Origin of the sequence: Chryseobacterium sp. AG844, assembly GCF_003182335.1 — a bacterium.
Lineage (GTDB): Bacteria > Bacteroidota > Bacteroidia > Flavobacteriales > Weeksellaceae > Chryseobacterium > Chryseobacterium cupriresistens.
In genome coordinates this window covers 1-26,396 of sequence record NZ_QGTV01000011.1, presented here as the reverse complement: position 1 = coordinate 26,396, position 26,396 = coordinate 1, and the positions used below count along the sequence as shown (strand labels likewise).

General features: G+C 36.9%; 29 protein-coding genes and 1 riboswitch. Of the genes, 20 read left to right on the top strand and 9 right to left on the bottom strand.

What is annotated here, in order from left to right; translation table 11 throughout:
- Positions 1 to 5: 5 nt before the first annotated feature.
- Together DEU40_RS12415 and DEU40_RS12410 are read left to right on the top strand one after the other, a co-directional pair.
- Positions 6 to 704 carry an XAC2610-related protein gene (locus tag DEU40_RS12415; RefSeq protein ID WP_146207849.1) on the top strand — a complete coding sequence of 233 codons (699 nt, stop codon included), beginning with the start codon at positions 6 to 8 and terminating at the stop codon, positions 702 to 704.
- Between the two features lies 1 nt (position 705).
- On the top strand, positions 706 to 1,296 hold the full coding sequence (locus DEU40_RS12410; RefSeq protein ID WP_110010124.1) for an HD domain-containing protein: 591 nt from the start codon (positions 706 to 708) through the stop codon (positions 1,294 to 1,296).
- A gap of 56 nt (positions 1,297 to 1,352) precedes the next feature.
- On the opposite strand, the gene DEU40_RS12405 is transcribed toward DEU40_RS12410, so the two are convergent.
- Positions 1,353 to 1,736 (bottom strand): acyl-CoA thioesterase, encoded by a 384-nt coding sequence (locus DEU40_RS12405; RefSeq protein ID WP_002977578.1) that lies wholly within the window; start codon positions 1,734 to 1,736, stop codon positions 1,353 to 1,355.
- Between the two features lie 114 nt (positions 1,737 to 1,850).
- Positions 1,851 to 2,032: riboswitch (cobalamin riboswitch) on the bottom strand.
- Positions 2,033 to 2,066: 34 nt separating this feature from the next.
- On the bottom strand, positions 2,067 to 2,867 hold the full coding sequence (locus DEU40_RS12400) for a hypothetical protein (RefSeq protein WP_110010123.1): 801 nt from the start codon (positions 2,865 to 2,867) through the stop codon (positions 2,067 to 2,069).
- Between the two features lie 393 nt (positions 2,868 to 3,260).
- Here DEU40_RS12400 and DEU40_RS12395 point away from each other — a divergent pair, with 393 nt between their 5' ends.
- Entirely contained in the window at positions 3,261 to 3,953 is a 693-nt protein-coding gene (locus DEU40_RS12395) for a hypothetical protein (RefSeq protein ID WP_110010122.1), read from the top strand.
- 95 nt (positions 3,954 to 4,048) lie between these two features.
- Here the strand turns inward: DEU40_RS12395 and DEU40_RS12390 are convergent, their stop codons facing one another.
- Positions 4,049 to 6,196, bottom strand: coding sequence for an endonuclease MutS2 (locus DEU40_RS12390; RefSeq protein WP_110010121.1), 2,148 nt, complete (start codon positions 6,194 to 6,196; stop codon positions 4,049 to 4,051).
- A gap of 157 nt (positions 6,197 to 6,353) precedes the next feature.
- Between DEU40_RS12390 and DEU40_RS12385 the strand changes: the two genes are divergently transcribed.
- From DEU40_RS12385 to DEU40_RS12375, 3 genes are read left to right on the top strand one after another with little or no spacing between them, the layout of a single operon-like run.
- Positions 6,354 to 6,881: a GNAT family N-acetyltransferase gene (locus DEU40_RS12385; RefSeq protein ID WP_110010120.1), complete on the top strand. Its 528-nt coding sequence runs from the start codon at positions 6,354 to 6,356 to the stop codon at positions 6,879 to 6,881.
- Between the two features lie 39 nt (positions 6,882 to 6,920).
- Positions 6,921 to 7,925: an acyltransferase family protein gene (locus DEU40_RS12380; RefSeq protein WP_110010119.1), complete on the top strand. Its 1,005-nt coding sequence runs from the start codon at positions 6,921 to 6,923 to the stop codon at positions 7,923 to 7,925.
- 36 nt (positions 7,926 to 7,961) lie between these two features.
- Positions 7,962 to 8,603, top strand: a complete 642-nt coding sequence (locus tag DEU40_RS12375; RefSeq protein ID WP_110010118.1) for a uracil-DNA glycosylase — start codon at positions 7,962 to 7,964, stop codon at positions 8,601 to 8,603.
- On the opposite strand, the gene DEU40_RS12370 is transcribed toward DEU40_RS12375, so the two are convergent.
- From DEU40_RS12370 to DEU40_RS12360, 3 genes are all read right to left on the bottom strand, one after another.
- The gene (locus tag DEU40_RS12370) at positions 8,590 to 9,099 is read right to left on the bottom strand and encodes a hypothetical protein (protein WP_110010117.1); all 510 of its coding nucleotides are present in this window, start codon (positions 9,097 to 9,099) and stop codon (positions 8,590 to 8,592) included. The genes DEU40_RS12375 and DEU40_RS12370 overlap by 14 nt on opposite strands.
- Positions 9,100 to 9,115: 16 nt before the next feature.
- A complete protein-coding gene (locus DEU40_RS12365; RefSeq protein ID WP_110010116.1) occupies positions 9,116 to 9,607 on the bottom strand; it encodes a DUF456 domain-containing protein in 492 nt (163 codons plus the stop codon).
- Between the two features lie 79 nt (positions 9,608 to 9,686).
- A complete protein-coding gene (locus DEU40_RS12360) occupies positions 9,687 to 10,874 on the bottom strand; it encodes a carboxypeptidase-like regulatory domain-containing protein (RefSeq protein WP_228406508.1) in 1,188 nt (395 codons plus the stop codon).
- 248 nt (positions 10,875 to 11,122) lie between these two features.
- Here DEU40_RS12360 and DEU40_RS12355 point away from each other — a divergent pair, with 248 nt between their 5' ends.
- The 10 genes from DEU40_RS12355 to DEU40_RS12310 all read left to right on the top strand — a co-directional run bounded on the left by DEU40_RS12355 (position 11,123) and on the right by DEU40_RS12310 (position 21,060).
- Positions 11,123 to 12,391, top strand: a complete 1,269-nt coding sequence (locus tag DEU40_RS12355) for a mechanosensitive ion channel family protein (RefSeq protein ID WP_110010115.1) — start codon at positions 11,123 to 11,125, stop codon at positions 12,389 to 12,391.
- A gap of 175 nt (positions 12,392 to 12,566) precedes the next feature.
- The gene (locus DEU40_RS12350; RefSeq protein WP_110010114.1) at positions 12,567 to 13,286 is read left to right on the top strand and encodes a pyridoxine 5'-phosphate synthase; all 720 of its coding nucleotides are present in this window, start codon (positions 12,567 to 12,569) and stop codon (positions 13,284 to 13,286) included.
- Positions 13,287 to 13,409: 123 nt separating this feature from the next.
- The gene (locus tag DEU40_RS12345; RefSeq protein ID WP_110010113.1) at positions 13,410 to 14,189 is read left to right on the top strand and encodes an alpha/beta fold hydrolase; all 780 of its coding nucleotides are present in this window, start codon (positions 13,410 to 13,412) and stop codon (positions 14,187 to 14,189) included.
- Between the two features lie 116 nt (positions 14,190 to 14,305).
- Positions 14,306 to 14,542 (top strand): microviridin/marinostatin family tricyclic proteinase inhibitor, encoded by a 237-nt coding sequence (locus DEU40_RS12340; RefSeq protein ID WP_110010112.1) that lies wholly within the window; start codon positions 14,306 to 14,308, stop codon positions 14,540 to 14,542.
- 48 nt (positions 14,543 to 14,590) lie between these two features.
- Entirely contained in the window at positions 14,591 to 14,815 is a 225-nt protein-coding gene (locus DEU40_RS12335) for a microviridin/marinostatin family tricyclic proteinase inhibitor (protein WP_110010111.1), read from the top strand.
- Positions 14,816 to 14,886: 71 nt separating this feature from the next.
- Positions 14,887 to 15,843, top strand: coding sequence for an MvdC family ATP-grasp ribosomal peptide maturase (locus DEU40_RS12330; RefSeq protein ID WP_110010110.1), 957 nt, complete (start codon positions 14,887 to 14,889; stop codon positions 15,841 to 15,843).
- Complete coding sequence (locus DEU40_RS12325) at positions 15,836 to 16,840, top strand: MvdD family ATP-grasp ribosomal peptide maturase (RefSeq protein WP_110010109.1); 1,005 nt, start codon at positions 15,836 to 15,838, stop codon at positions 16,838 to 16,840. Before DEU40_RS12330 ends, DEU40_RS12325 begins: the two co-directional genes overlap by 8 nt.
- 258 nt (positions 16,841 to 17,098) lie before the next feature.
- Entirely contained in the window at positions 17,099 to 18,112 is a 1,014-nt protein-coding gene (locus DEU40_RS12320) for an NAD-dependent epimerase/dehydratase family protein (RefSeq protein WP_110010108.1), read from the top strand.
- Positions 18,109 to 19,875: an AMP-dependent synthetase/ligase gene (locus tag DEU40_RS12315; RefSeq protein WP_110010107.1), complete on the top strand. Its 1,767-nt coding sequence runs from the start codon at positions 18,109 to 18,111 to the stop codon at positions 19,873 to 19,875. The genes DEU40_RS12320 and DEU40_RS12315 overlap by 4 nt, the downstream gene beginning before the upstream one ends.
- A 126-nt stretch (positions 19,876 to 20,001) precedes the next feature.
- A complete protein-coding gene (locus DEU40_RS12310) occupies positions 20,002 to 21,060 on the top strand; it encodes a diphosphomevalonate/mevalonate 3,5-bisphosphate decarboxylase family protein (RefSeq protein WP_110010106.1) in 1,059 nt (352 codons plus the stop codon).
- Between the two features lie 39 nt (positions 21,061 to 21,099).
- Here the strand turns inward: DEU40_RS12310 and DEU40_RS12305 are convergent, their stop codons facing one another.
- Positions 21,100 to 22,140: an endonuclease/exonuclease/phosphatase family protein gene (locus DEU40_RS12305; protein WP_228406507.1), complete on the bottom strand. Its 1,041-nt coding sequence runs from the start codon at positions 22,138 to 22,140 to the stop codon at positions 21,100 to 21,102.
- Between the two features lie 150 nt (positions 22,141 to 22,290).
- Here DEU40_RS12305 and DEU40_RS12300 point away from each other — a divergent pair, with 150 nt between their 5' ends.
- A complete protein-coding gene (locus DEU40_RS12300) occupies positions 22,291 to 22,731 on the top strand; it encodes a nuclear transport factor 2 family protein (protein ID WP_110010104.1) in 441 nt (146 codons plus the stop codon).
- A 33-nt stretch (positions 22,732 to 22,764) separates the two neighbouring features.
- Positions 22,765 to 23,142 carry a VOC family protein gene (locus tag DEU40_RS12295; protein ID WP_110010103.1) on the top strand — a complete coding sequence of 126 codons (378 nt, stop codon included), beginning with the start codon at positions 22,765 to 22,767 and terminating at the stop codon, positions 23,140 to 23,142.
- Positions 23,143 to 23,146: 4 nt separating this feature from the next.
- On the opposite strand, the gene DEU40_RS12290 is transcribed toward DEU40_RS12295, so the two are convergent.
- Entirely contained in the window at positions 23,147 to 23,530 is a 384-nt protein-coding gene (locus DEU40_RS12290) for a DUF1634 domain-containing protein (protein WP_110010102.1), read from the bottom strand.
- Positions 23,530 to 24,360 carry a sulfite exporter TauE/SafE family protein gene (locus DEU40_RS12285; protein WP_076597404.1) on the bottom strand — a complete coding sequence of 277 codons (831 nt, stop codon included), beginning with the start codon at positions 24,358 to 24,360 and terminating at the stop codon, positions 23,530 to 23,532. Before DEU40_RS12285 ends, DEU40_RS12290 begins: the two co-directional genes overlap by 1 nt.
- Positions 24,361 to 24,457: 97 nt before the next feature.
- On the opposite strand from DEU40_RS12285, the gene DEU40_RS12280 reads away from it, so the two are divergent.
- Both DEU40_RS12280 and DEU40_RS12275 read left to right on the top strand, forming a co-directional pair.
- Positions 24,458 to 25,009 carry a DUF1543 domain-containing protein gene (locus tag DEU40_RS12280; RefSeq protein ID WP_110010201.1) on the top strand — a complete coding sequence of 184 codons (552 nt, stop codon included), beginning with the start codon at positions 24,458 to 24,460 and terminating at the stop codon, positions 25,007 to 25,009.
- Between the two features lie 24 nt (positions 25,010 to 25,033).
- Entirely contained in the window at positions 25,034 to 26,146 is a 1,113-nt protein-coding gene (locus DEU40_RS12275) for a 5-(carboxyamino)imidazole ribonucleotide synthase (protein WP_110010101.1), read from the top strand.
- Positions 26,147 to 26,396 lie beyond the last annotated feature (250 nt).

Below are 26,396 nucleotides of genomic sequence, written 5' to 3'. Positions count from 1 at the left end.
TTACCATGAATATTTTAAATAAGTACAGGCACTTATCAGTATTTCTTTTGGGGCCGCTCTGTTTCGGGCAGTATCAGTTTGAAATTAAAAATGTATCAAAGAACTATGATGCAGTCATTCAGACAGAAAACTGTTACAATGACCGATGTGGAGGAAAAGGAACGGTGAAACTGTTTGACCATAAAAACAGCAAAGTACAGACTTTTGTTTCTGATGATCTTGTTGTATATGCGGAACAAGGCCAAAAACTGGTTCGCGGGAAATTGATTCCGCTTTCAAAGGACCAGCGTAGTATAATTGTAGATGATTTTAATTTTGACGGAACGGAAGATGTTGCAATAAGAAATGGAAATATGGGAAATTACAGCGGGGCATCTTATGACGTATATGTCTTCAACAAAACAAGAATGGGGTTTGTAAAAAGTAAAGAACTAACAGAATTGGGGTCCAATGGTCTTGATATTTTTGATGTTGATGCCCAACGCAAACGTCTTATTTCTTATGGAAAGTCCGGCTGCTGTGATATTTTTACGATAGAATATGCCGTAATTCCGAATAAAGGACTTGATAAAGTTTTTGAAAAAGAAGAGGATATGACGGTTGAAGGCCGTGTAAAAGTTACCACAAAGGAAAAGCTCAATAATAAATGGATTACCAGGACAAAGGTATATCCTTCAGATCAATATAACAGAAATAAGAAGTAAGATGAAAATTCAGAAAGAGATCGATTTTATCCTGGCGGTGGATGCGCTTAAAAATGTACAACGAAGAAATTATAATGCGGACGATTCCCGAAGAGAAAATACGGCGGAACATTCCTGGCAGATTATTATTCTGGCTCAGATCCTTTATCCATACGCCAAAAACCGTGCAGATATTGATTTATTGAGGGTAATAAGAATGCTTTCCATTCATGATCTTGTGGAAATAGAAGCCGGAGATACTTTTATTTTTGATGAAAAAGCCATGGTAGGAAAGTTTGAAAGAGAGAAAATTTCCGCTCAGAAAATCTTTGGAATTCTGGATGAACCTTTGCGTACAGAATTCTTTAACCTGTGGCTTGAGTTTGAAGATGAGAAAACACCGGATGCTATTTTTGCCTGCGGAATCGACAGAATTATGCCATTTATCTTAAATTCCCATACTACCGGAAAGAGCTGGACTGAAGCGGGAGTAACGGAAAGACAAATCCGAAATATGCTTGAAAATGCAATCAGCAGAGCATCGGATGAAATGGGAGAGGCTTTTGAGCTTTTATTGAGCAAAAGTCTGGAAACAGAAAAAGTATTGAAATAATTTCAATGAAAAATATAATAAGGTTTCGGGCGGCCTTTGGCCGCCCGAAACTCTATTTATAGTATCTGAATTGGTTTCTTGAATTCGTCGATGGCTACAAAAGTAAAATCACCTACAATAGCTTTTTCTCTTTCATAGGAATACATCTGTTCAGTGTAAATTTCAACATTCACTTTCATACTGGTTTTTCCCACGTATGAAACTTTCCCGATCAGTTCCACTATAGTTCCGGCAGGAATGGGTTTTTTGAAATCGATCTTATCACTGCTTACGGTTACCACTCTTTTTCTGGCAAAACGGGTTGCTGTAATAAAAGCAACTTCATCCATCAGCTGCATCGCTGTACCTCCAAAAAGAGTATCATAATGATTGGTTGTGTTAGGGAAAACCGCTTTAAAGATTCTGGTTTCGGATGCTTCAATTCTTTCTTCTGTAGTCATATATCATTATTAATTAAAGCGATAGGAAATGATTGGAAACAACAGAATAATGACAGGAACCTATAGAATTCCTGAAACAATCCATCAGATCAATACAACTTCAAATCGCGAAAGTTACATGTTTAAGAAAAAGGCAGGTCTCCTGACTTGTAACATCATTTATCTCCTTCCCATGCCTCGCACAGTGGATCTTTGATAAAGACTTCAGTTACTTTACAGTTGCGCGACAGTCCGTGATTTTCACACGGTTCCCTTTTAATCTGCAGTGATGCAGAACCAATTTCTGTGATGAATAAGCGTAAAAACTTTTCGAATGCAAAAATAATGAATTTATTCCGGATTATGATAAATAATCTGGCTGATTACTCTTCCCTTCTTAATTGTCCAGAGTGTTGTATATCTGTTTTCTCCTGAACCATTGATCATATAAAGGAAAATATTATCATTGTCGAGAGAAGTTACCCCGATGTTCTCAAAATCCATGGTAGGCTGGAACATGTTTTTGATGGCTTCCCTTACAAAAACAGATCCTCTTCCGGGCTGCTGCACTCTGATGGATTTGATTTCGGTCATTCCCTCAGGAAGGTCATTTCCAATTCCCCATGGTTTTACTTTATCAATCGTAAGAATTTTTCCATCTGCATCTTTTTCCTTTTTACGGTATCCCGCATTAGAAGGATAAATATCAATCACCACTTTGCTTCTTTGGGCAGTAGGGATTTTAGGATCAGAATTGTCTGTGAAAATAAGGGATCTTCCGTTTTTAGATCTGGATGGAGTATAGGCAGGAAGCTGGTCTACATAGGCAATACGTCCTTTATTCACCATTCCTTCTTTATCAAGAGTTTCATAACGCACAAAAGGCTTGTCGTCATCCTGTTTCTCAGGATATTTAATCCATATCCATTCCGTTTCTCCGGGAGCTGGCTTTACATAAACGAATACATCGCCTTTACGCATACGGATCTTGTCTACAATTTTTCGGTAGTCGTCTTTATGTACACGTACGTTGGCATATCCTTCTTCAGCTTTTACCACTCCAAAAGGAACTTTAGTCTGCCCTTTTACAAAAGCAATAGATAAAATACTGAAAGCGGATAAATAGAATGCTTTATTTATGAAAGTCATCATGAAAATTTTTTGATCCCTCAAATATATAAATTAAATATATTGTGTATTTAAACAAGGCAGATCTTTTTATATTATTTACATTTTATTAGAATAGTTTTAATTGATACAAGAGATATTCTTGCGGTGAGTATTTTTTATTGATAAATAATTATATAAACATGATAATATTTTGGATGTTTAATTTTTAATATTTCTTAAATTTATTATTTTATTGATGAAATCAATTTTGTTATATGTTTATTTTTAATTTAATCATAATTTAATATGTGTATTTGTGTATTGTAGAATTTTTAATATAATAGAGTTTTTAAAATCGAAAATATTAATTTTAAAGGTTGTTGTTAAATTATTTTTTAGTAATTTTATCATGTTTAATATTCTAAATACAAAGAAATGAAAAACTATTTATTAATTGGGGCTTTTTTAGCTTGTACGCTTTTATCTGCGCAAGTGGGAATTAAGACTACTACCCCTCAAAAAGACTTGCATGTCAATGGCTCTTTACAGGTAGTTAATGAACTAAACGTAGGTGGGGATGCTGCTACAGCCGGAAGTGCCGGTGTAACAGGACAAATACTTACCTCCGCAGGTCCGGGAAACCCTCCTGTATGGTCTAATGGGAATAACGGTAGTACGATTGTTGGTTACAGTGCTCTCCTAAGTGGAGCTGAGGTTAGTGTACCTGCAAATAATGTTCTTAAAGATTTGGATATGAGTCTTGGTACGGGTAGTCTGACAGCATGGAGATCGAGTGCTACAACACTAACTGTTCCGGCTGGAATGGACGGTAACTATTTACTTACTTTTACATCAGCTCTTAAAGTTGATGGAGCCATACCGTCATCCTATTTTTTTGGAACATATATATATGTAGGAACTACCTTACAAGCTCCAGCGTCATTTACTTCAATTGGAGCAGTGGCAAGCGGAAATTTAAATAATAATGAATTTACATTAACCTCATCTAAAATTCTGACCTTAGCAGCTGGAGATGTAATCAAACTAAGAGGTTTACTTTATAATTATAGTGGATCATCAGCTCAATCTTTTAGGCTGGCCAGATTATCATTAGAGAAGATTAATTAATCTTTTCGTCAAAAGAAAGCATACTCAAAATTTAATAATTCCCCTAAAAACAGTTAATCGTTTTTAGGGGAATTTATATATTATACTATAACTTTTTATATTCTCTCCAACTCATCTGCATCAATGGTTGTCTTGAAAGTTCCGTAATTGACAATCACTTTGTTTCTGGAAATTTTCTCAATGGTTCCTACACTGGTACTTCCTGTAATACGGACACGTTGTCCGATTTTCATCCATACGGCACGATCGGTTTTACGCTTTTCTTCCAGTTTTTCATTGGTTTCAGCAATTTTTTCAATTACTTCTTCTTTTTTCAGCTGTTGAGTGATTTTTCTCTTGACAACCTGCAGGCGCTTGGATTCATCCTTATCTGTTCCCAGTTTTCGGAATTTTTCCTGTTCAAGAAGCTTTACAAAATCTTTCACAACATCTTTTCTGGATTTTCCTTTGGTATAGCTGTCGATGAATGCCTCAATCTTATTTCCGAACTGAAGTTTGCGGTGTTCCTCTTCATACAGCTTCTGGAAATTGAAAAGTTTCTGCTGAAGCTGGTCATTCAGTTTCTGAAGGTTATCACGTTTATCTTCTACGGATTCTTTTCTTTCGGCAAGATCGGATTTCAGTTTCTCAACCTCAAATTTTTCCTGCTGCAGTTTTACAATCGTCTTATCAAGATTCACAATATCATGCTCTACCTTTTTCTTGGCAGAATGGATGATAAATCTTGGAATTTTATTCTTTTCTGCAACTTCAAAAGTAAATGAACTTCCTGCCTGTCCCACTTCCAGCTTATACATCGGTTCCAGTGTTTCTTCATTGAAGAGCATAGCTGCATTTTGGGCGTTGGGAAGCTGTTCTATCACCAGTTTAATATTGGTATAGTGCGTTGTGATAATGGCAAAACTCTTTTTATCATAGAAAAACTCCATGAAACTTTCTGCCAGCGCACCTCCAAGTTCCGGATCAGAACCTGTACCGAACTCATCAATAAGCAAAAGCGTATTGGCGTCTGCTTCACGGATGATTCCTGACATTTTCTTCAATCTCGATGAATAGGTTGATAAGTGGTTTTCAATAGATTGGTTATCGCCAATATCCGTCATAATTTTTTCAAAGAAAAACATTTCAGATTTTGGGTGAACCGGAACCAGAATACCACTCTGAATCATCAGCTGTAATAATCCTACCGTTTTCAGGGTAATTGACTTTCCACCGGCATTCGGACCGGAAATACAGATAATCCTGTTATGTTCTGTTAAGGTAAGTGTTTGAGGGTGAATGATTTTGTTCTCTACTTTGTTTCTTAACCATAAAAGAGGATGATAGGCATCTTTTAATCTCAGTGTTTTATGATGATTGATTTTCGGAAGAACGCCGTTAATCAGTTCACCAAATTTCGCTTTAGCTCTCGTAAGATCAAGGTCAAAAATATACACCTGATATCTCCACAGCTGAGGCTGAAATTCCGCTAGTTCTGCTGTAAGCTTACGGAGAACTTTATCAATTTCTTTTTTCTCTTCCTCTTCATTCTCACGGAGTTTGAAATAGTGCTTTACAACACTGTCCGGCTGAATATATGTGATGGAACCTGTTTTGGAAATTCCTAATGTTCTTCCGGCAACTCTTTTTTTGAATCCTGATTTTACCGCCAGAACCCTCTGGTCGTCAATAATCGTTTCCCGGATATCATCCAGAAAGTCACTCTGTCCGTACGTAGTAAGCGCACGGTTGAAATTTTCCTGAATTGCTTTTTTAGCAAGCTGAATTTCGGTTCTTATCCCTTTCAGAGCTGGGGAAGCTTCGTTTTTTACTTCACCAAAACGGTTAAAAACCTTATCCACCTTCTCAATGATCTCTTTTCTGAATTCCAGTACAGAAACTTCTTCCAATAAAGTAGGAAACGTTTCCGGCATGGTTGGGAAGAATTTCTGAAGTCTTCCGATCTGTTCCGTGATGGTTTTTATTTTGATGAAAGCAGCATTTTCCAGACGGTAATTCTCGATCAGCATCAATTTCAGCTCACTTTCAATATCTTCATACTCATCAAACGGAATCGCATTTGAACTTTCAAAACTCGACAGATATTCTGACGTTTTTTTTAATGAAAGTTCCGCCTCGTCAATTTCCATCGGACGAAGTTGAAGAATTTTTTCTCTTGTTTTCGGAGAATACGCAAATGGGGAGATTTCCGCGAGCAATTGCGGAAACTCTAATTCGTCTAAATCTTCTTTATCTATATACACAGTGCAAATTTAGTGAGAATTTTGATTATTACGTATATCTGAGAGATTTACAGAATAAATTACCTTTGAATTTGATGATTTTAGTGTTATGTTTTATTGAAAATTTTTAAATATCGAAAAAATGTTTTCTTAAACGTTCTTTTATTACATTTGAGATATGAAACTTGAAACCCAAAGAATAGTACTGAGAGATATCAACGAAAGCCACGTTGATGATATTTTGCGAATCCGAAGCAATGAGGTGATCAATCGGTTCGTTATAAGGAAATCTCCTGAAAATAACTACGATGCGCTCCAGTTTATTCTGACGATTAAAGAAAAAACTAAAAATAACCAAACCATCTATCTGGGAATTTCTTTAAAAGATCAGCCGAACCTTATCGGAACCATCTGTCTCTGGAATTTTTCTGAAGACCGGAAGAAAGCAGAGATTGGTTATGAACTGTTGCCAGACTATCATAGACAGGGAATCATGTCTGAAGCTTTGAAGACCGTTTTGGATTTTGGATTTAACGAATTGCATTTACAGGACATTGTAGCCATTACCAACAAATTCAATGAAAGCTCAAAAGGACTTCTTTTAAAACATCATTTCATTTTGCAGGAAGGAAAGCAGGATGAAGGTTTTCCGGATAATATTATTTTCAGACTGCAAAAAGCCTCTCGCAGCCCTTATCAAATCTAGCCGGTTTTTCTCTATCTTTATTGCCGATTGAAAGTACATATGAAAAATGAAGTAAAATCTTTAACGGGGCTTAGAGGAGTTGTTGCATTATGGGTAGCTTTTTTTCATTTTAGTTTTTTCAGGAACGAATTTATTCAGGATATAGTAGGAAAAGGATATGTAGCGGTTGATATCTTTTTTGTATTAAGCGCTTTTTTACTGACGGTTTCCTATTCCGGAAAGTTGAAGGATCTGAACTACAAAGGAGTTGAGGTTTTTTATAAAAAAAGAATCAACAGGATTTATCCTGTGTATATTGTATCAGTTATTTTTATTGCATTGTTTTTAGTGAAGACTTCTGTAGCAGGATTTCTCATTAATGCTTCCTTATTACAATGCTTTTTTAATCCGGATTATCTGTTGAATGTTGTCTACTGGTCGCTGAGCACAGAATGGATTTGCTATCTGGTATTCCCCTTTATGTTATGGTTTGTTCTGCAGTATAAAATACGGAGCGAAATTTTAATTATTACCAGTTTGGTTTTGAGGTTTGCACTTCCGTATTTACCCGGCCATTTATATATAGGTTCTGAGCATCCCATGGAAGTAGGAGAATCACCAAGATACCTTGATCTTCCATACGGCCTTGTCTCTCTTATAAGGACAATTTCTTCTTATTTTCTTGGTATTGGGGCTGCCCTTTTACCACAATTTAAAATGAAGAAAGAAAATCTGATCATGTATATCATTCTCATATTATTTGCATCCATGTTGTTTGTGGAAAAAGGATTATTATTTATTCCTTTGCTATCAGCATTGATGATCAAATACCTTTATGAAGGAAAGTCAAATCACCTAAAAGCATTTTTAGAAACCAAAGCCATCTATTTATTGGGAAATATCTCTTACTCATTATATATTATACATTATATGGTGAAGAAACAGGATTTTGTTATTGTGAATAATTATCATCTTAATAATCTGTTGTTAATCTCTTTTTCATTATTACTGTCTTACTTTTCCTATATGCTGATTGAAAGAAAAGTGAAGATATTTAAGGTATAATGTAAGCCCTTATTTTAATATTATTATTTTTGCACTATGACCTGGACAGAAATTTTAGCCCCGATAAAAAGTACGGAATACTTTACAACCCTTTGGGAGAAAGTGAAGAATGAATATGCAACAACCAAAGTTTTTCCACCAAAAAATCAGATCTTCAGAGCATTGGAACTTACTGCTTTTGATGATGTTAAAGTCGTGATTATTGGGCAGGATCCTTACCATAATGATTATCAGGCGAATGGTTTATGCTTTTCTGTTTCCGAACAGGTTGCAGCACCGCCATCCCTTAAAAATATTTTTATTGAGTTAAAAGATGATCTGGGAGTTGTAAGAACTTCCAAAGAACTTGATGATTGGGGAAGACAGGGCGTTTTACTGTTGAATGCTACCTTAACGGTTCGTGCTCATTCACCCAATTCCCATAAAGACCTTGGCTGGGAAAAATTCACCAACTTTATTATTAAGGAGATTTCAGATAAAAAAGAGAATGTAGTGTTTGTATTGTGGGGCGCTTTTGCACAAAAAAAAGCCGAACTCATAGATCCGGCTAAACATTTTATTCTGAAATCGGCACACCCTTCACCTTTTTCTGTGCACAGAGGTTTTTTTGGAAGCAAGCCTTTCTCAAAAATTAATGAATATCTTGTTTCCAAAGGGAAGAAGCCTATTTCGTGGTAGAATCAGCTGATGGTTCAGCCTTTTTTATTGTAATTCCGATTTTATATTTTCCGGCTAGTGCTTTTGTTCCGTCCTGTGATTTCGGATACGGAGCAATATCCTGTAATGTAATAGTGTAACCATTAAATTCTGCCGATTGGTGGTAATTTCTTGCCGGAAAATCTCCGCTGGCGAGGTTCAGAATCATTGGCCGGGTAGAAGTTCCCATAACTTCCACCTGAGCAAGAGCAACGCCCGCCCAGATACAATTGACTCCTTCAGGACAACGGCTGTCTTCAGAAACCCCTTTAAATGTAACATTCATCTGGTATTCTCTTAAAAACTTATTCTCGCCTTCACTCAGGTAGATAATACCATCTTTCTGATTATCAGGATTTGTTGATTTTGTGCCTGCAGACATTTCAGGGGCTTTTGTATTAATTCTGGATTTCTTTTGGGCATCGCATCCTGTTAATGCAAATATCCCCAGACTGAGTATGATAGCTTTATGGAACATAGTTTCTTATATTTAATTAAATGACGTTAAACATATCAAGTAATACTACCAAAAACATTGCCACTCCTACCACAAAGCTGAATCCGGTTCCATAAATGAATCCAATCAGCGCTCCTTTGGTAGATTGTAAGGCCTTATTCATATCCTTACTGTCGTGAAGTAATTCACCAATAAATACCCCTGCAAACATTCCTATCAGAAATCCCAATGGAATCGGAATAAATATTCCCACAATGGTTCCGATAACAGAACCAATGCTTCCCCAACGTGTGCCCCCGTATTTTCTGTTGGTCTTTGCCGGAATCACATAGCTTAACACTACAGAAGCTGCCGTAAGAATTCCGAAGGCCCAGATATAAATCATCGGAAGATCCGCATCTGTCCCGAATTTATAGATCAACAGTCCGCAGATACTCAGTAAAAGACCAGGTAATACAGGAAGAAAAGTTCCCAATATTCCTATAAATAATAAAATAAGGCAGAAAATATTAATAATCGTTGTATCCATTCTTTTAAAAATTAAAGATGCAATATAAAAAAAGTGGCCTTATAAAAAGCCACTTTGAGAACTGAGTTATAAAATTTTATTACAAATTTAAGATTACGTATTCCAGAATCGGTCCTGCCTTACCGATATTTCCGCTTGCGTGGTTATGGAAGGTAGTATAGTAGATATTTCCGCTGGTAGAGTTTCCTGAGCAGGATCCCATGGTATCTCCATGTGCCTGGTGGGAGTTCCAGGCATTCTGGTTGATGGTAATGGTAATGTTATTTCCACTGGCTGTGTGATGGCAGATGGTGATGTGATTGTTGTTTAAAGAAGTTCCTACAGGAGTTTGTGGGGCAGAAGGATTGGTATAATGTCCTGTTCTTATCATCAGCGGTTCATTGCCTTTCTTTACGAGAACATCCCAGAATGAAGGATCATAGTTTTGAATTTTTTCCCATGCGCCCATATCATATTGAATGTCCAGGGTATTAAATCCTAATGCAGTTGCCAAAGCCGTGTTTGAAACGTTACAGCCTATATAAGTAGTGGCTGTGCCTGTATCCTGCAGACAAAGAAGGTTATCATTGATAAAACCTCCCGGAGCATTACAGTTTTCAGTATTGGTATTTCCTCCTACCAGATAAGCCGAAGCCCAGTCTGAGCTGTAAAGGCTCCCACCATTGGTTACAAAAGTAGAAAGATTGGAATATACAGTGTTGTCATTGCTCGGCATTGAAGTTCCTGTTTGTGCGTAAGTACGGGATCCGCAGTTCAGGAAGATAATGTCATACTGGGAAATTGTATTGATATTTTTTAAATCCTGATACGTAATTTCAGTGGCAGTATATCCGAGAGAGGTTATAATGGCTTCAATTTCATCATAGCTTCCTTTTATATAAGCCATTTTTGCTATCTGATCCAATTTTGAATCTGTGGCAGCTACAGTAACTGTTTCATTCTTCTTAATGGTAAGAGGAAGTTCTGTTCTGAAATTTTTACCGTCACCTGTCTGAATGTGAAGGGTTGTCTTGCCTTCAGGAGCTGTTAAGCTGAAACTTCCGTCAGCATTGGAATAGGTATGGTAAATATTGCTCTGGCTGTCAGTAGTAAATACAAGAGCTCCTCCAATCGGTTTGGTTCCGTTTTTTGCAAATACTCTGCCTTCCACTGTTCCTGTGGATATTACTTTAGTGGGATTTTCTTCGGGAGTAGCAGAGTCGTCTCCTTTACAATTAGCTAAGAGCAAAAGACTGCATAGCATGATCAACAGGTAGTTTTGTTTCATATTTAATTGATTTTGATGGGTTTAGTTTTAATCAAATTTAATGAATTTTTAATATTAATTCATTAAAATTGAAATTTATTTTAATTTTTTTTACTTAAATATGTTATTTGTGGTTTATTTTTCAATTGTAATGGTGGGCTGTAGAAGATTTATAATTTTTATTAAATATTTTCTGATGAATACCTTTTGGGATGAAAATTGATTGTGAATAGTAAAATGATGATTCTTAATTTCATAAATTTGCTGTAATGAATGACCAGTTACAAGAAACCAAAAACTTTATACAGGAGCTGAGCGAGCAGCTTTACATCTATATCACCCGGATTTCACCAGCCGGGCTCGACTGGGTTTTTCATATCATTGTCAAACTGAGCTTACTTCTTGTCCTGTTTTTAATCACTGATTTTATTTTTAAATTCATTATCAATTCAGTATTCAGGTTATTTCATAATGAACAGAAGTTCGCGATCGTAAAATCTATTTATCAGTCGAAAATCACCAATTCTGTAGCCCATTTTGCTGCTTTGATTGCGGTTGCGGGGATACAGGGATCTATATTTCCGGAAAATGCACTGCCGAAGACCACTATTTTTATTATAAGATGTATCAATCTAGGATTGGTATTGATAGTAGCGGGAATGCTCTACAGATCGCTGACCGCTTTCAGGAATTATTTCAGTATTAAACAGGATTTCTACAAAATAATGGCACTTAATGCCATTTCAGAAACTGTAAAGATTTTAGGACTCTTCATATTTACAGTGGTGGGTCTTTGTGTGATTTTCGGTATCAAAGGAACCACCATTGTAGGAAGTCTGGGGGCTATTACAGCTGTTCTGGTATTGGTTTTCAGAGATACTATTCTCGGGTTTGTCACAGGTCTTCACGTTGCCACTTCTAAAAACTTAAAAGTCGGGGATTGGGTAAGTATTCCCAAATACAGTATTGAAGGGAATATCACGGAGATCAACCTTTTGACAACTAAAATCACCAATTTTGATAAAACGGTTTCCACAATTCCAACCTATGATCTGATGACCACTGAGATCAAGAATATGCAGGTGATGTCTGAATCCAATACAAGAAGAATAAAAAAATCAATCTACTTTAATATCAATTCTTTTAAGTTCCTGACGGATGAAGATGTCGAGCGTTTAAAGGAAATTAACCTGATTTCAGATTATCTGGATGAAAGGACATCAGAGATCAAAAAAGAAAAGGAAAGCCTTGTACATAAAGATAAAATTGTGAATGGAAGGCAGCTTACCAATATTGGTGTTTTCAGGTATTATGCACAGAAATATATTGAAAATGATCCTGATATTGATAAAAACGGAACCCGGATGGTCCGCCAGCTGGACATTACTCCGCAAGGGCTGCCCCTTGAAGTTTACTGCTTTACCAATGATTCCAAATGGGAACGTTTTGAGCAGATTCAGGCCGATATTTTTGACCATTTATTGGTAGCTTCAAAAGAATTTGAACTTCAGGTGATGCAGATCAGTGTGAAAGTATAGAAGCAGAAAGATTGAAAAGGGAAGTGGATATTTCCAGTCTCTTTTAACCCAAATTTTAAATTAAATTTTTAAATGATCATAAATGTGGAAGACCAATAAAGTACGAAGTCTGGATGTACTTCCAGCTCCATGCTTCCAGCTTCCAACATCTTATATCTAACATCTACAATAAAAAATGACAAAACTAAGCGTAAACATTAATAAAATTGCGACGTTAAGAAATGCAAGAGGAGGAGAAACACCAAGTGTGACAGAAGCTGCTGTAAAAATTCAGGAATTCGGAGGGCAGGGGATTACCATCCATCCAAGACCTGATGAAAGGCATATCACAAGAAAAGATGTCTATGATCTGAAGCCGTTGGTTACGACTGAGTTTAATATTGAAGGAAATCCTCATCAGGATTTTATTGATATGGTATTGGAAGTGAAGCCTGAACAGGTGACGCTTGTACCGGATGCTGATGATGCCATTACATCCAATGCCGGCTGGGATACCAAAAAACATCTCGATTACCTTACAGAAATCATTGCAGAATTTAAAAAAGCGGGAATCCGTACTTCTGTTTTCCTGGATCCTTTACCGGAGCTTGTAGAATATGCGGCCAAAACAGGAGCAGACAGAATAGAGCTGTACACTGAAGCTTATGCAAAAAACTATCTTACCAATAAAGAACAGGCTATAAAACCTTATTACGACACTGCTGTTGAAGCTACAAAGTTCGGGTTGGGAATTAATGCAGGACATGATCTGAGCTTAGAAAACCTGAAGTATTTCTCAGATACTATTCCGAACCTTCTGGAAGTATCTATCGGGCATGCTTTGATTTCTGAAGCACTTTATATGGGATTGGAAAATACAGTTCAGGCTTATCTGAAGAGACTGGCAAAATGGTAATTAACAAGAAATCAGAAGTTAGAGATGAGAAGTTAGTACAACTTTAATCATGTTAAAAATAGCATAAACAGATTATGCATGATTTATCTAACTTCTAGTTTCTCACATCTAACTTCTAAAAATATGGAAATTTTAAACTCAAAAATATTCGGCGAAAATGTGACCAATACGCCGCTTCTTGTATTTCACGGATTATTCGGAATGCTCGACAACTGGGGAAGTTTCGGGAAGGATCTGGGAGAATATCTTCCGGTACACCTGATCGATCTTCGAAACCACGGAAGAAGTTTTCACTCAGAAAGTATGTCTCATGATGACCTTGCAGATGATATTGCCCGTTATATGGATCATTACGGAATTCAAAAAGCTCATGTATTAGGGCATTCTTTAGGCGGAAAAGCAGTCATGCAGTTTGCCATAAAATACCCTGAACGTGTTGAAAAACTGATTGTTGTAGATATTTCACCTAAAGCATATCCACCACATCATCAAGGGATTATCAAAGCACTGGAAACGGTTGATTTCAATACGGTAACTTCAAGAAACGAGGTGGAAGCTGTCCTGAATCAATATATTCCCGAAAGATCTACCGTACAGTTTCTGACGAAAAATCTGTATTGGGATGACAATAAAAAACTGGGCTGGAGATTCAACCTTAAAACATTATCTGAAAGATATACTGAATTTGTCTCCAATGCCATTAAATTCGGAGTTTTTGAAGGTGAAACCTTGTTTATAGCAGGGGCAAAATCCAATTACATCCTGCCACAGGATGAATTCGGTATCAGGCAGCAATTTCCTAAAGCTAAAATAGTAACAGTAAAGAATGCCGGACATTGGGTACAGGCAGAAAATCCGGTTGATTTTGCAAATGTTGTTAAAGAGTTTCTTAGTTTAAATTAATTTTATACTTTGATTTTCATCATAGTGTTAAAATTTTATTAAAAATATATATTATTTCTCCATGAGTTGAAATTTTTGTACTTTGGATTTTCAAAAAACAATAAAAATATTAACTTATGGAAAACAAAAATTCAAAAAAGAAGCCATTTTTTGCATCATTCTTAGAAAAACAGGTTAAAGATCCTGAAACAGTAAAAGGTGGAGGTATTACTTCCGTATTGGCAGATCAGATTACTACATCCCTGCAGGATCAGATCACGACTCCTCTTAAGGATAATGTTACCAAGCCTGATAATGATAATGTAACGATGAAATATCCTTCTGACGGTGATGAGGATGTTTTAGAAGTATGATAATGTCAAGCATAACCTAAATTATAATCCAACCAAAACTAAAACATTATGAAAAGCAACAACTCAAAGAAGAAGCCGTTTTTCGCATCATTCCTGGAAAAACAGGTGAAGGATCCAGAAACAGTAAAAGGAGGAAGTGACATCACACTTGCTGAAACAGATTTGATTACAAAGCCGACAATAGACACGGTAACCTCTCCAAAAGATGATATGATGCACACGCTGAAATATCCATCTGACGGTGATGATGATACAATCACTATTCCACTATAATAAGTAGAATATTCAATAAAATAATAGGGGAAACTTAAATAGTAAGTTTCCCTTTTTAATAAAACCGGCAAATGATTCTCTGCATCACCCACTCAAAGGATTTTTATAATATTGACATTTTTTTCCAATATCTCAGCTCCAAAAATATTCCTTTTTTCAGACTGAATTCTGACCGCCTGAACCATCTTCAGAAAATCAGTATTCATGAAGATTCATTTGAATTGACTGACGAAGCAGGAAATACCATCCATTCTGATGATATCAAAGGCGTATGGCACAGAAAAGCCTGGAAGATCAGTGCTCCCGAAGAACTGGATCAGGATTATGAAAAAATCTTTCTCAACGAATATGGAAGCCTGAGGTATAATCTGATAACGGCTTTAGAACATATTCCCTGGATCAACCCTTATGAAAACGAAAAAAAAGTTGATGGAAACAAGATCTTTCAGCTGAAAATTGCACAAAGAAATAACTTAACCATTCCCAAAACCATTTTTTCCAATGATGCAGAAAAAATAACCACATTTTTCTATCAATACTGCCAGGGAAAAGCCATTGCTAAGCTTCATGGAGTTACCGCAAAAACAATGTCAGGGGAAAATATGATTTCCACTACCATCATTGAGGAAGAATCTCTGGAGCATCTCTCAGATATTGCTTACTGTCCGATGATTTTTCAACCCTATATTGAAAAAGAATATGAATTACGAATCGTGTATGTAGATGGTGAGTTTTTCACAGGAAAAATCAATAACAGTGAAAATGCGGACTGGAGAGTAGCCCGCGAAGGATATTTCTGGGAAGCCTACGAGTTGCCTGATGCCATTAGAGCCAATCTCACTTCCATGATGAAAGAAATGGGACTTTATATAGGAGCTATTGATATGATCAAAGGAAGAGACGGGGAGTATTATTTCCTTGAAGTCAATCCTCAGGGAGAATGGGGTATGCTTCAGAAAGAACTGGGATTTCCCATTGCAGAAAAAATTGCCGATAACCTTATCAAAAGAATTAATTTCCATGAATAAAATTTTAATAATTACCCATACCGCAGATAACTTTTCCATTGAAAAAGTAACAGAATACATTGAAAAAAATAATTGTGAAGTCATTCGCTTTGATGTAGACGTTTATCCATTACAAAACAAACTGTCTACTATTTTCCAGGATGGAGAATGGGTAAGCTACCTTGAAACGCCTGAAACAAAACATCGTTTGGATGATATTTCAGCCATCTGGTACAGAAGAGCCTACAATATCGGAAAAGGATTAAAGGAAGAAATGGACTCTAAATTTTACGGTGCGGCTATGGGAGAGATCAGAAATACCCTTTTTGGTTTCTTCGAATCTGTGGATGCTTATTCTCTGGGAAAACCAAGTGTTTACAGAAGACTCGACAGCAAGGAAGAACAATTGAAAATTGCAGATAAATTAGGTCTCACTATTCCGGCAACCTGTCTTACCAATAATCCTGATGAAGCAAGGAAATTTATTGTAAAACATCAGAATGTAGTGGCTAAAATGCAGACTGGTTTTGCCATTTATGAAGATGGAGTGGAAAATGTAGTGTTTACGAACGTTGTTGGCGAAGATAAACTGGAAGAACTGGATTCATTGCTGTATTGTCCGATGCAGTTCCAGCAGATGATTCAGAAGAAAAAAGAACTTCGTATTACCATTGTGGGAAGAGATGTGTATGCATTCGAAATAGATTCCCAGCAGTCTGAAGATGCCAAAATTGATTGGAGAAAAGACGGCGTTAATTTGATTGATAAATGGAGCAGAACAGAACTTCCGGCAGATGTAGAAGCAAAACTGCTTGAACTGCTTGATATTTATAATGTTGACTATGGAGCCATAGATATGATTGTTTCTCCTGAAGACGAATATTATTTTATCGAGATCAATGCGGCAGGAGAGTTCTTCTGGCTGGATAATCTTACAGAAGGAAATCTTATTTCCAAAAGCATTGCAGATGTTCTCTGCGACAAAGCGCCAAGAAGAAATAATGAGGTAATGGCGTAAGCAATAAAGAATTTTAAATACAAAAAGTCCTGAAAGTTGTTAATTCTTTCAGGACTTTTCAGTTCGGTAATCTGTTGAAGTTGAAATTTTCAGCTTTGTTGCGCTTCGAATGATAATATTGGTTAAATTAAGTTGAATTATGCTTTAAAAATCGCAAATTTGCAAAAACGGTTTTTCCAAATAATTTTTACCGATCCGGAAGCATTGCCGGATAGAAAATATTGTTATATTTTAGTCAGCAATCAAGTAAAATAATTAATGATTTTTGTAACGGGGGCTACCGGAATTCTGGGAAGAATAATTGTACTGGAACTTCTTAAAAGAGGGAAAAATGTACGTGCTTCCAAACGGCCGGGCAGCAATTTAAACGAAGTAAAGCATTCATACAGCTTTTATACGGAGAATCCTGACGATTTTTTCAATAAAATTGAATGGGTAAACGTAGATTTTGATGATCTCGATTCTTTAAAAACTGCACTGCAAGGCGTAGATGAGGTGTATCACTGTGCTGCCAAAGTAAGTTTTCATCCGAAAGATGAAAAAGAAATGTACCATACCAATATTAAGGGTACGGAAAATCTATTGTTTGCCTGTGAAGGATCGGAGGTTAAAAAATTTCTCCATGTAAGTTCTGTCGCCGTTCTTGATAATTTTAATGAAAAAGGAGAACTGGATGAAGATTCTGACTTTAATCCAAAACTGGAACATTCTGCCTACGCCATCTCTAAGCATTTATCCGAAATGGAAGCATGGAGAGCGTCCGCAGAAGGACTGAATGTGGTGATCATTAATCCCGGCATGATCGTAGGAAGCGGAAACTGGAACCAAAGCAGCGGCGAGCTTTTCTCAACCTTTGAAGACAATAGCTTTACCTTTTCAGGAGGCTCTGCTTATGTCGACGTAAGGGACGTAGCCAATACGGCTATAGGATTAATGGAAAATAACCTTTTCGGAGAACGTTTTATTATTGTCGCTGAAAATAACAGATATGCAGACCTTGCCAAACAGGTAAGAACCCGCCTGGGGCTTAAAGAAGCAAAAATTCTTACCCAAACCCAGCTGAATGTAGGAAGAATAGCCAACACCCTTTTCGGATGGCTGATTCCCAAACTAAGGATGGTGACCAAATCAAATATTGAGGCCATCTCTTCATTCAACACCATTTCCAATCACAAAGTCAAAGAAAAACTGAACTATCAGTTTATTCCCGTAAAAGAAAGTATAGACTTTCACCTGAATAATTATATTAACGACAAAAAGCTGAAGAAATGAATCTTGCAGAGGCAATTATCCTTAAAAATGTAGAAAAACATCCTATAAAAGCGGCCATCGGATTTAAAAAGAAAGATGCCTGGAAAGAGCTGAGCTGGAAAAAATTCAGTGAAATTATTTTTAAAACAGCCAATGCTTTAAAAGAATCCGGTGTTCAGGAGAATGACAGAGTCGCGATTTATTCAGACAACTCATCAGAATGGATGATCATGGATCTGGCTTCAATGGCTATCGGGGCAGTTACAGTACCCATTTATTCCACGAATAATGCTGAACAGGCAGAACATATCATCAACGATTCCGGTGCTAAAGCCGTTTTGGTAGGAAACCAGATGCAATATGATGCCTGTCTTGAGTTTTTACATAAAGAAGAAAACAATCTTGAAACCATTATTGTTTCTAAAAAAGCAGTGTGGATCAAGAAAGAGTTCAATAGTTTTTATCTTGAAGATTTTATCGCAAAAGCCTCGCCGGAGCTGGAGATCTGTAAGAAAGAAAATGATGATACGGCCACATTGATCTATACTTCTGGAACTACCGGAATCCCGAAAGGAGTAATGCTTACCCATGGAAATTTCATCAAGGCATTCGATTCTCATTTTGAATTTTTTAAGTTTAAAAATTTTGAAGAAGAACTTTCACTGGCATTCTTACCCTTAAGCCATGTTTTTGAGAGAAGCTGGAGTTTACTTTGTTTGTACGGTGGTGCCCGTGTGTATTTCCTTGAAGATCCGAAAAATGTTGCCAAAGCACTGGAAGAAGTAAAACCTACTGCCATGTGTGCCGTACCAAGATTTTTCCAGAAAGTATATGCCGGAGTTCTTGAAAAAGCGGAAGAAGGTTCAGCTCTGAAAAAGAAAATCTTTGACTGGGCGCTTAAAACCGGATGGGAAACCGCAGAATTAAGAAGAAATGAAAGACCGGTTCCTTTTGGATTAAAATTCAAAGAATCTGTAGCTGATATGTTGGTTTTCAGTAAAATTAAAAATAAAATGGGTGGGAGATTATGGTTTTTACCTTGCGGTGGAGCTTCATTGTCGCCAGAGGTTACCCGTTTCTTTGAATCAGTGGGCATTCACGTGACTGTTGGATACGGATTAACGGAAACTACGGCAACATTGACCCTTTTCCCTTTAACTCACTTTGAGCATGGAACCAGTGGAAAGCCTCTTCCGGGAGTAGAAATGCGTATCGGAGAAAATGATGAAATCCAGGCCAAAGGGAACGGAATCATGAAAGGATACTACAATAAACCTGAAGAAACCCAAAAAGTATTCACAGAAGACGGATGGTTCAAAACCGGTGATGCCGGAAAGTTTGATGAGAAAGGAAACCTGATCATTACAGACAGAATCAAAGACCTGATGAAAACTTCCAACGGAAAATACATTGCTCCGCAACAGATTGAAAACCTTCTGACCAATAATAATTTTATCCAGCAGATTATGCTGATTGCGGAAGGAAGACAGTTTGTTTCAGCACTGATTGTTCCTAATTTCGAATTTTTACAGGATTATATTAAGAAAAATAATATTCCTTTTACCAAATGGGAAGATGCTGTAAAAAATGAGAAAGTAATCGATCTTTACAAAGAAAAGATCAAAGAATTACAGAGCCACCTGGCAGATTATGAAAAAGTGAAGAAATTTACGTTAATGCCGGCTGAATTTGACATCAACACAGGAGAAATTACTCCCACTCTGAAAGTCAAAAGAAATGTGGTGATCAAAAAATATGCGGATATTATAGAGAAGATGTATTAAAAATTTTAACCTCCCTTTTCATGTCAATTACAATTGAAGATTTGAAAATTCCACTCTTTTGGAGGGGTGGCAAAAATTCAAAGAATTTTTGACTGGGTGGTTCAAAATAATGACTTAAAGTAAACTATGACAACACAGGATTTTATAGGAAAAGAAAATTTCAATATTTATACCCAAACGGTTTCGGAAAGCTGTCCGTCTAATATTGCCCTGATTAAATACTGGGGAAAATATGCTGATCAGATTCCTGCTAACCCAAGCATCAGCTACACGTTAAACCATTGTAAGACCAATACTTCAATGGAATTTACTGCGAATGAGCCTTTTTCAGTACAAACTTTTCTGGCTGGAAATGAAGAAGTGAAGTTTGCCGAAAAAATTGAAAAATATTTCAGAAATATAGAACAGTATCTTCCATGGATTTTAAAAGGGAAATATATAATCAGAACAGAGAATACATTCCCGCATAGTTCCGGGATCGCAAGTTCTGCTTCAGGATTTGGAGCGATTGCAAAATGTCTGATGGCATTGGATGTTTCATTTACAGGAAAAACTTCTGAAGAAGAATCTTTGAGAAAAGCTTCATTCTTAGCAAGATTAGGAAGTGGAAGCGCATGCCGAAGTCTATATAATGGACTTGTGGTGTGGGGTGAAACCGATGAGGTAGAAGGAAGTTCAGATTTATTCGGAGTACAGTATCCCGATGCTGAAATTCATGAAGTATTCAAAAATTTTAATGATTGGGTTCTGTTGATCCATGAAGGGCAGAAAAGTGTTTCTTCAACAGTAGGACACGGCCTGATGAAGACGAATCCTTATGCAGAAGGAAGATTTCAGGAAGCGAGGGAAAACTTTGTCCCCATAAAAGATATCCTGAAAAGCGGAGATATGGAACGTTTTATCAAGCTGGTAGAACATGAAGCACTTACCCTGCATGCCATGATGATGATGAGTGATCCTGCTTTTATCCTGATGAAAACAGGAACATTGGAAGTCATCAATAAAATCTGGGATTTCAGAAGAGAAACCGGTCTTCCATTATTCTTTACACTGGATGCCGGAGCGAATGTTCATCTTCTGTTCCCGAATAATGGGGCTGAAGAACAGATTAAAGCCTTCATTGAAGCTGAATTATTACAACACACCCAGAAGAATGGAGTAGTGAAGGATGTGATGAAATTTTAAATTTAAAAAATCAATAGGAGTGGGCTAAAGCCCACTTTTTTAATCCTCAGTAACAACAGCTTCGCGTTCTCCATCTTCTTTCTTTCCTTCCTCGATCATGATTTCAGCCTCAGCTTTCTCTTCAGCAGTTGCCGTTTCTATCAGTTCTTCCTGTTCATCGTTGTGATGATCTATGAAAAACTCGCAGTATACTGGAAGGTGGTCTGACCCAAAATTTTCCAATGTTTTCAGCTGTTGGATAAAAATATCCTCACTGTGAAACATCAGATCGATCGGGAATCTTAAAAGACGGTATTTGGCATGAAAAGTAGAAACAAAAGAGTGTCCGATTCTCGGATCTATCAGATGGCTTGTTTTTCTGAACAAGACAGATGATCTCGACCATGCAACATTATTGAAGTCTCCCACGACAATAACAGGCTTTTTAATATCTTTTACACGCTTGGCAGTACTCAAAAGATCGCCATCCCTTTCCTTTGATGTTTCTTCTTCCGTAGGACTTGGTGGCGGCGGGTGAACCCCAAAGAAAACAAAAGAAAAACCATCAGCGGTTTTCATATGGATCTCAATGCTCGGGATGTCATCAGCAACGAAATAATGGGTTTTCGCTTCCTTAATCTCAACTTTTGAATAAAAATGCATCCCATAGGTATTTTCAAGAGTCACTTTATGCTGGTAGGAATATTCTTTTTCCAGAGGTCTCATTGCTTTCTCCCAGTCACTGTTGCTTTCCATCGTCATGAAAAAATCGGGATTGTACTTTTTAACGAGTCCGATGAATTTCTCATGCTCTTTATTGAACTGATAGACATTGGCCGAAATAAAATGCAGTTTATCAGAAGACCTGTGAAGTTGTCTGTGTTTTTTTACAGGATAAAAGTGGGTGTATTTGATGAGTGTTTGACCGTGATGAATAAACATGATCAGCAGAAGGCCCTGATAATACCAGAAATATTCTGTAGAATCTGTGAAAAAGCCTAATAAAAAAGTAAAGAAGATAAGGTAGGTAACCTGTATTTTAGCAAATTCAGGAACTCTGAATATCCAGTGGGAATGCTGAATTTTCGGCAGTATTGTCATGACCATAAGAAGTATGGCCAGAATCAGATAAGTAATCCACATATAATAGCTCTGAAATAATTGGGTTACAATTTAAGGAAAATGAATTTTAAAATTTGTTAATCAATTTAAATTTTATTTTATCTATTTTTAATTATCTAAATCTATACTATGAATAAAATAATGGCATTTCTTGTTCTGATTAGTATTTCGTGCTTCGGCCAGCAGAATACAGATATTGAAAAACCTATCCGAAACCTGTTCCTTGGTATGAAAAATGCAGATCCTGAGTTGGTAAAATCCGCTTTTGCAGAGAACGCAGTACTTCAAACCATCACCAAGGACGGTACTGTAAAAAGTGATGGTATTTCGGATTTCATCACTTCGGTTTCAAAATTTACAAAAGGAGATCTGGATGAAAGAATTATAGTGGAAGCCATTCATACGGATGGAAATCTTGCAACTGTGTTTACCCCTTATTCTTTTTATTTAAAAGGAAAATTATCACACTGCGGGGCAAATAGTTTTCAGCTGGTAAAACAGAATAATGAATGGAAGATCCAGTATATTATTGATACGAGAAGAAAGGATAACTGTAAAGAAATACAATAATAAAGTTCAATTGAAAATCAGGTTAAAATAAAAATGAAGATTCACCATATTGCCATCATCTGTTCAGATTATGCCGTTTCAAAAAAGTTTTATACGGAAATTTTAGATCTGAATATCATCCGTGAAGTATACCGCGAAGAAAGACAGTCTTATAAACTTGATCTTGCTATAGGAGATCACTATGTGATCGAACTGTTTTCCTTTCCCGATCCTCCCCAACGTCCGTCACGTCCCGAAGCATGTGGTTTAAGGCATCTTGCTTTCTCGGTAGAAAATGTTACGGAAAAAAGAAATGAACTGATCAGAAAAGGATTAAGCTGTGAAGAAATCCGCATAGACGAATTCACCGGAAAAGAATTTTTCTTTACCCAGGATCCAGACCAGCTGCCGTTAGAGTTTTATGAAATGTAAAAAATTAGTGCGCGTAACCGGCAAAGAAACTCACCGCCATAATCGCTAAAACAATAGAAGAAATGACTACATATACGTAGTCTTTTTCTTTTAAATAGCCTATTAAAGCGAAAACAATTCTCATAAGAGGAGTGAAGATCAGCAAAAGAATACCCAGCTGAATAATAGCCATTCCTTCTCCTTTGCACAGGGAATCCCAAAAATGTCCCCATACTTTTTCAGAAGAAGTACCTACCACAAGGCTTGTATATTTTTCAGGCATTTTAAAACCTTCAATAAATAACTTGACAAAACCAATCAATGATGTAGCCACAGACAGAATAACACCCAGTCTCAGAAGATTTCCTACCGAACGGTTCAGATCTACATCTGTAAAATTCTTTTTCATTATCTGAAACTTTTGTTGATACCGTTATACATCATATAAATGGAAAGAATGGTAATCACGATGGCAAAAAATACTTTCAATTTTTTGGTCTTTGATACCATCAGCGTTTTTGAACCGATAAAACTTCCGATCACAACTCCAATAAGTACAGGAGCTACAATCACAGGAATAATTTCACCTCTCTGGAAATAGATCAGGGCACTGGCTACTGCCGTTACTCCGATCATGAAATTACTGGTGGTTGTAGATACTTTGAAAGGAAGCTTCATCATATTGTCCATCGCCAATACTTTCAATGCACCGGAACCTATTCCCAAAAGTCCGGACATGGCTCCTGCAAACATCATCATCAAAAATCCGGGAACTGTATTTCTTGCAGAATAGCTTTTCAATACCCCTTTATCAGGGAATGTTCCGTACAATTTCAGTTTTTCCTCCAGACTTCCTTTTACCAAAGGTTCCTGGTGATCAGGTTTCCCTTTAAGATTTAAAATAACTGTTAAAAGAAGGATACTTGCGAAAATAATTCCGATTGTATTTGGGTTAAGCATTCCTGAAACAAGGGCTCCAATAATAGCACCTGCTGTGGTAGCTATTTCGAGAAACATTCCGATTCTCATATTGGTAAAACCTTCTTTTACAAAGGCTACAGCCGCACCGGAAGAGGTCCCGATCACAGAAATAAGTGAAGCACCGATAGCGTAATGCATTGGAACGCCGAATCCCAGCGTTAATAAAGGAATGATGATAACTCCTCCTCCTAAACCCGTAAGTGAACCTAAAAGACCCGCCGAAATTGCGCCAAGGAAGAGTATGATGATTTCTGACATACTACAAATAATACTACAAATATAAAATTATTGTGATAGTCTGCCAAACATTTGAAAAAGATAAATTTAACGTATTTTTGTATGCATGAAAAATGTAATGAAATTATTTTATGTCATCCTTGGGGCAACACCCAAAGGAAGAAATATTGAACAGCACGATGTTTTCTTCGGAATCGCGGAAAGTCTTAAGGATCTGGTTCCCGATATGAAAGACTTCTGGAAGGAAGCAGAAGGAAAAATTCACCTGGACTGTTATCAGGAAGTGAAATTTGCGGATGGGTACAAGGTGGAGATTGTAGAAAAGGGAGAGAAATCTTCAGAAGATCAATTATTTTTTCTGAATTTAGGCGGCTACAAACCTGGTTTCTTTGAAGAATTTCATGAGCAGCACCTGATGGTAGGGCAGTCTATGGGTGAAATTGTGAAGAGAGCAAAAGCTACCGAATTCTATCAGACCATGGGGTTTGAAGGTGCTGTAAGCCATATTGATGATAAGCATGGAGTGGATATTGATGATATTTTCAATGTAAGTGATATCCTTCCTGCCTCTATGAAAGAAAAATATTCTATCGTTCTTCATAAGTCTGATGAAGAAAATCAGGAGAACCCAATGGGGCTTGGCTATTTAAAAATCGATAAAATTCAATAAGAGTAAATCTAATAAAATAAAAAAATGAAAATAGGAATTCTGGGAGGCGGACAACTGGGAAGAATGTTAATACAAAGTGCATTGAAGTATGATGATGAGTTTTATACTCTGGATCCGGCTTCTGATGCGCCATGTCATAATATCTCGTATTTTACACAGGGAAATTTCAATGATTATGATACGGTTTTAAACTTCGGAAAAGATAAAGATGTTGTAACCATTGAAATAGAACACGTGAATGCTGATGCACTGGCAGAACTTGAAAAGCAGGGAATAAAAGTGGTTCCCAATGCCAATATTATCAAAACAATTCAGCAAAAGATCCTTCAGAAAGAATTTTATAAAGCTCATGATATTCCAAGTCCGGAATTTCAGGTGGTATGGAACAGTGATGAGAAGATCATCATGCCATTGCCATTTGTTCAGAAGATGAATACAGGAGGATATGACGGAAAAGGAGTACAGGTGATTAAAACAGAAGAAGATTATCAGCATCTGTGGATCGAAGCTTCTGTCATTGAAAGCCTTGTAGATATTGAAAAAGAACTTTCTGTCATTGTCGCAAGAAATGAAAAAGGAGAAACCAATATTTTTCCGGTAACGGAAATGGTAGCTGATCCAAAGCTGAATCTTCTGGACTTCAATGTATGTCCGGTTCTTCTGACGGAAGATGTTCAGAACCAGATTGATTCCATTACTGAAAAATTTCTGGCTGCAGTGAACTCTCCGGGATTATTTGCCATCGAATTATTCCTTGATAAAGAAGGAAAAGTATGGGTAAATGAAACTGCTCCAAGGCTGCACAATTCAGGACACCAGAGCCAGGAAGGAAATACCAATTCCCAATTTGAGCAAATGTACCGCGTGGTTAAAAATTTACCGTTAGCGGATACTGACGCCATCACTTACAGTGGAATGCTGAATCTGGTTGGAGCAGAAGGATATGCCGGAAAAGTAGTCTATGAAGGAATGGAAGATGTTCTTAAGCTTCCCGAAACATACATCCACTTATACGGAAAAACGGAAACCAAACCTGGAAGAAAAATGGGACATATCAACGTTCTTGCAGATTCCAGAGAAGAGCTTATGGAAAAGCTTGTACAGGTAAAAGGAATGGTAAGAGTAATTGCTGAGTAATATCAGTGTAAGATAAATAAAAGGGAGCTGTTTTTGAAGTTAAAACAGCTCCCTTTTATTTTATTTTTGAACTCATTCAATAGGTACGGGCTATAATCCTGAGAGTAGTAATTATCTATTTAAATGGCTTTATCAAAAACTTAATTTTAGGTTTCGGCTCCTATGTTTGCAAAAGAATAAATTTACATACAAAGCAAAAGGGGTGAGAGAACAGTTTTGGCTAAATAACTCAGGAAGTATATTGTGCTTT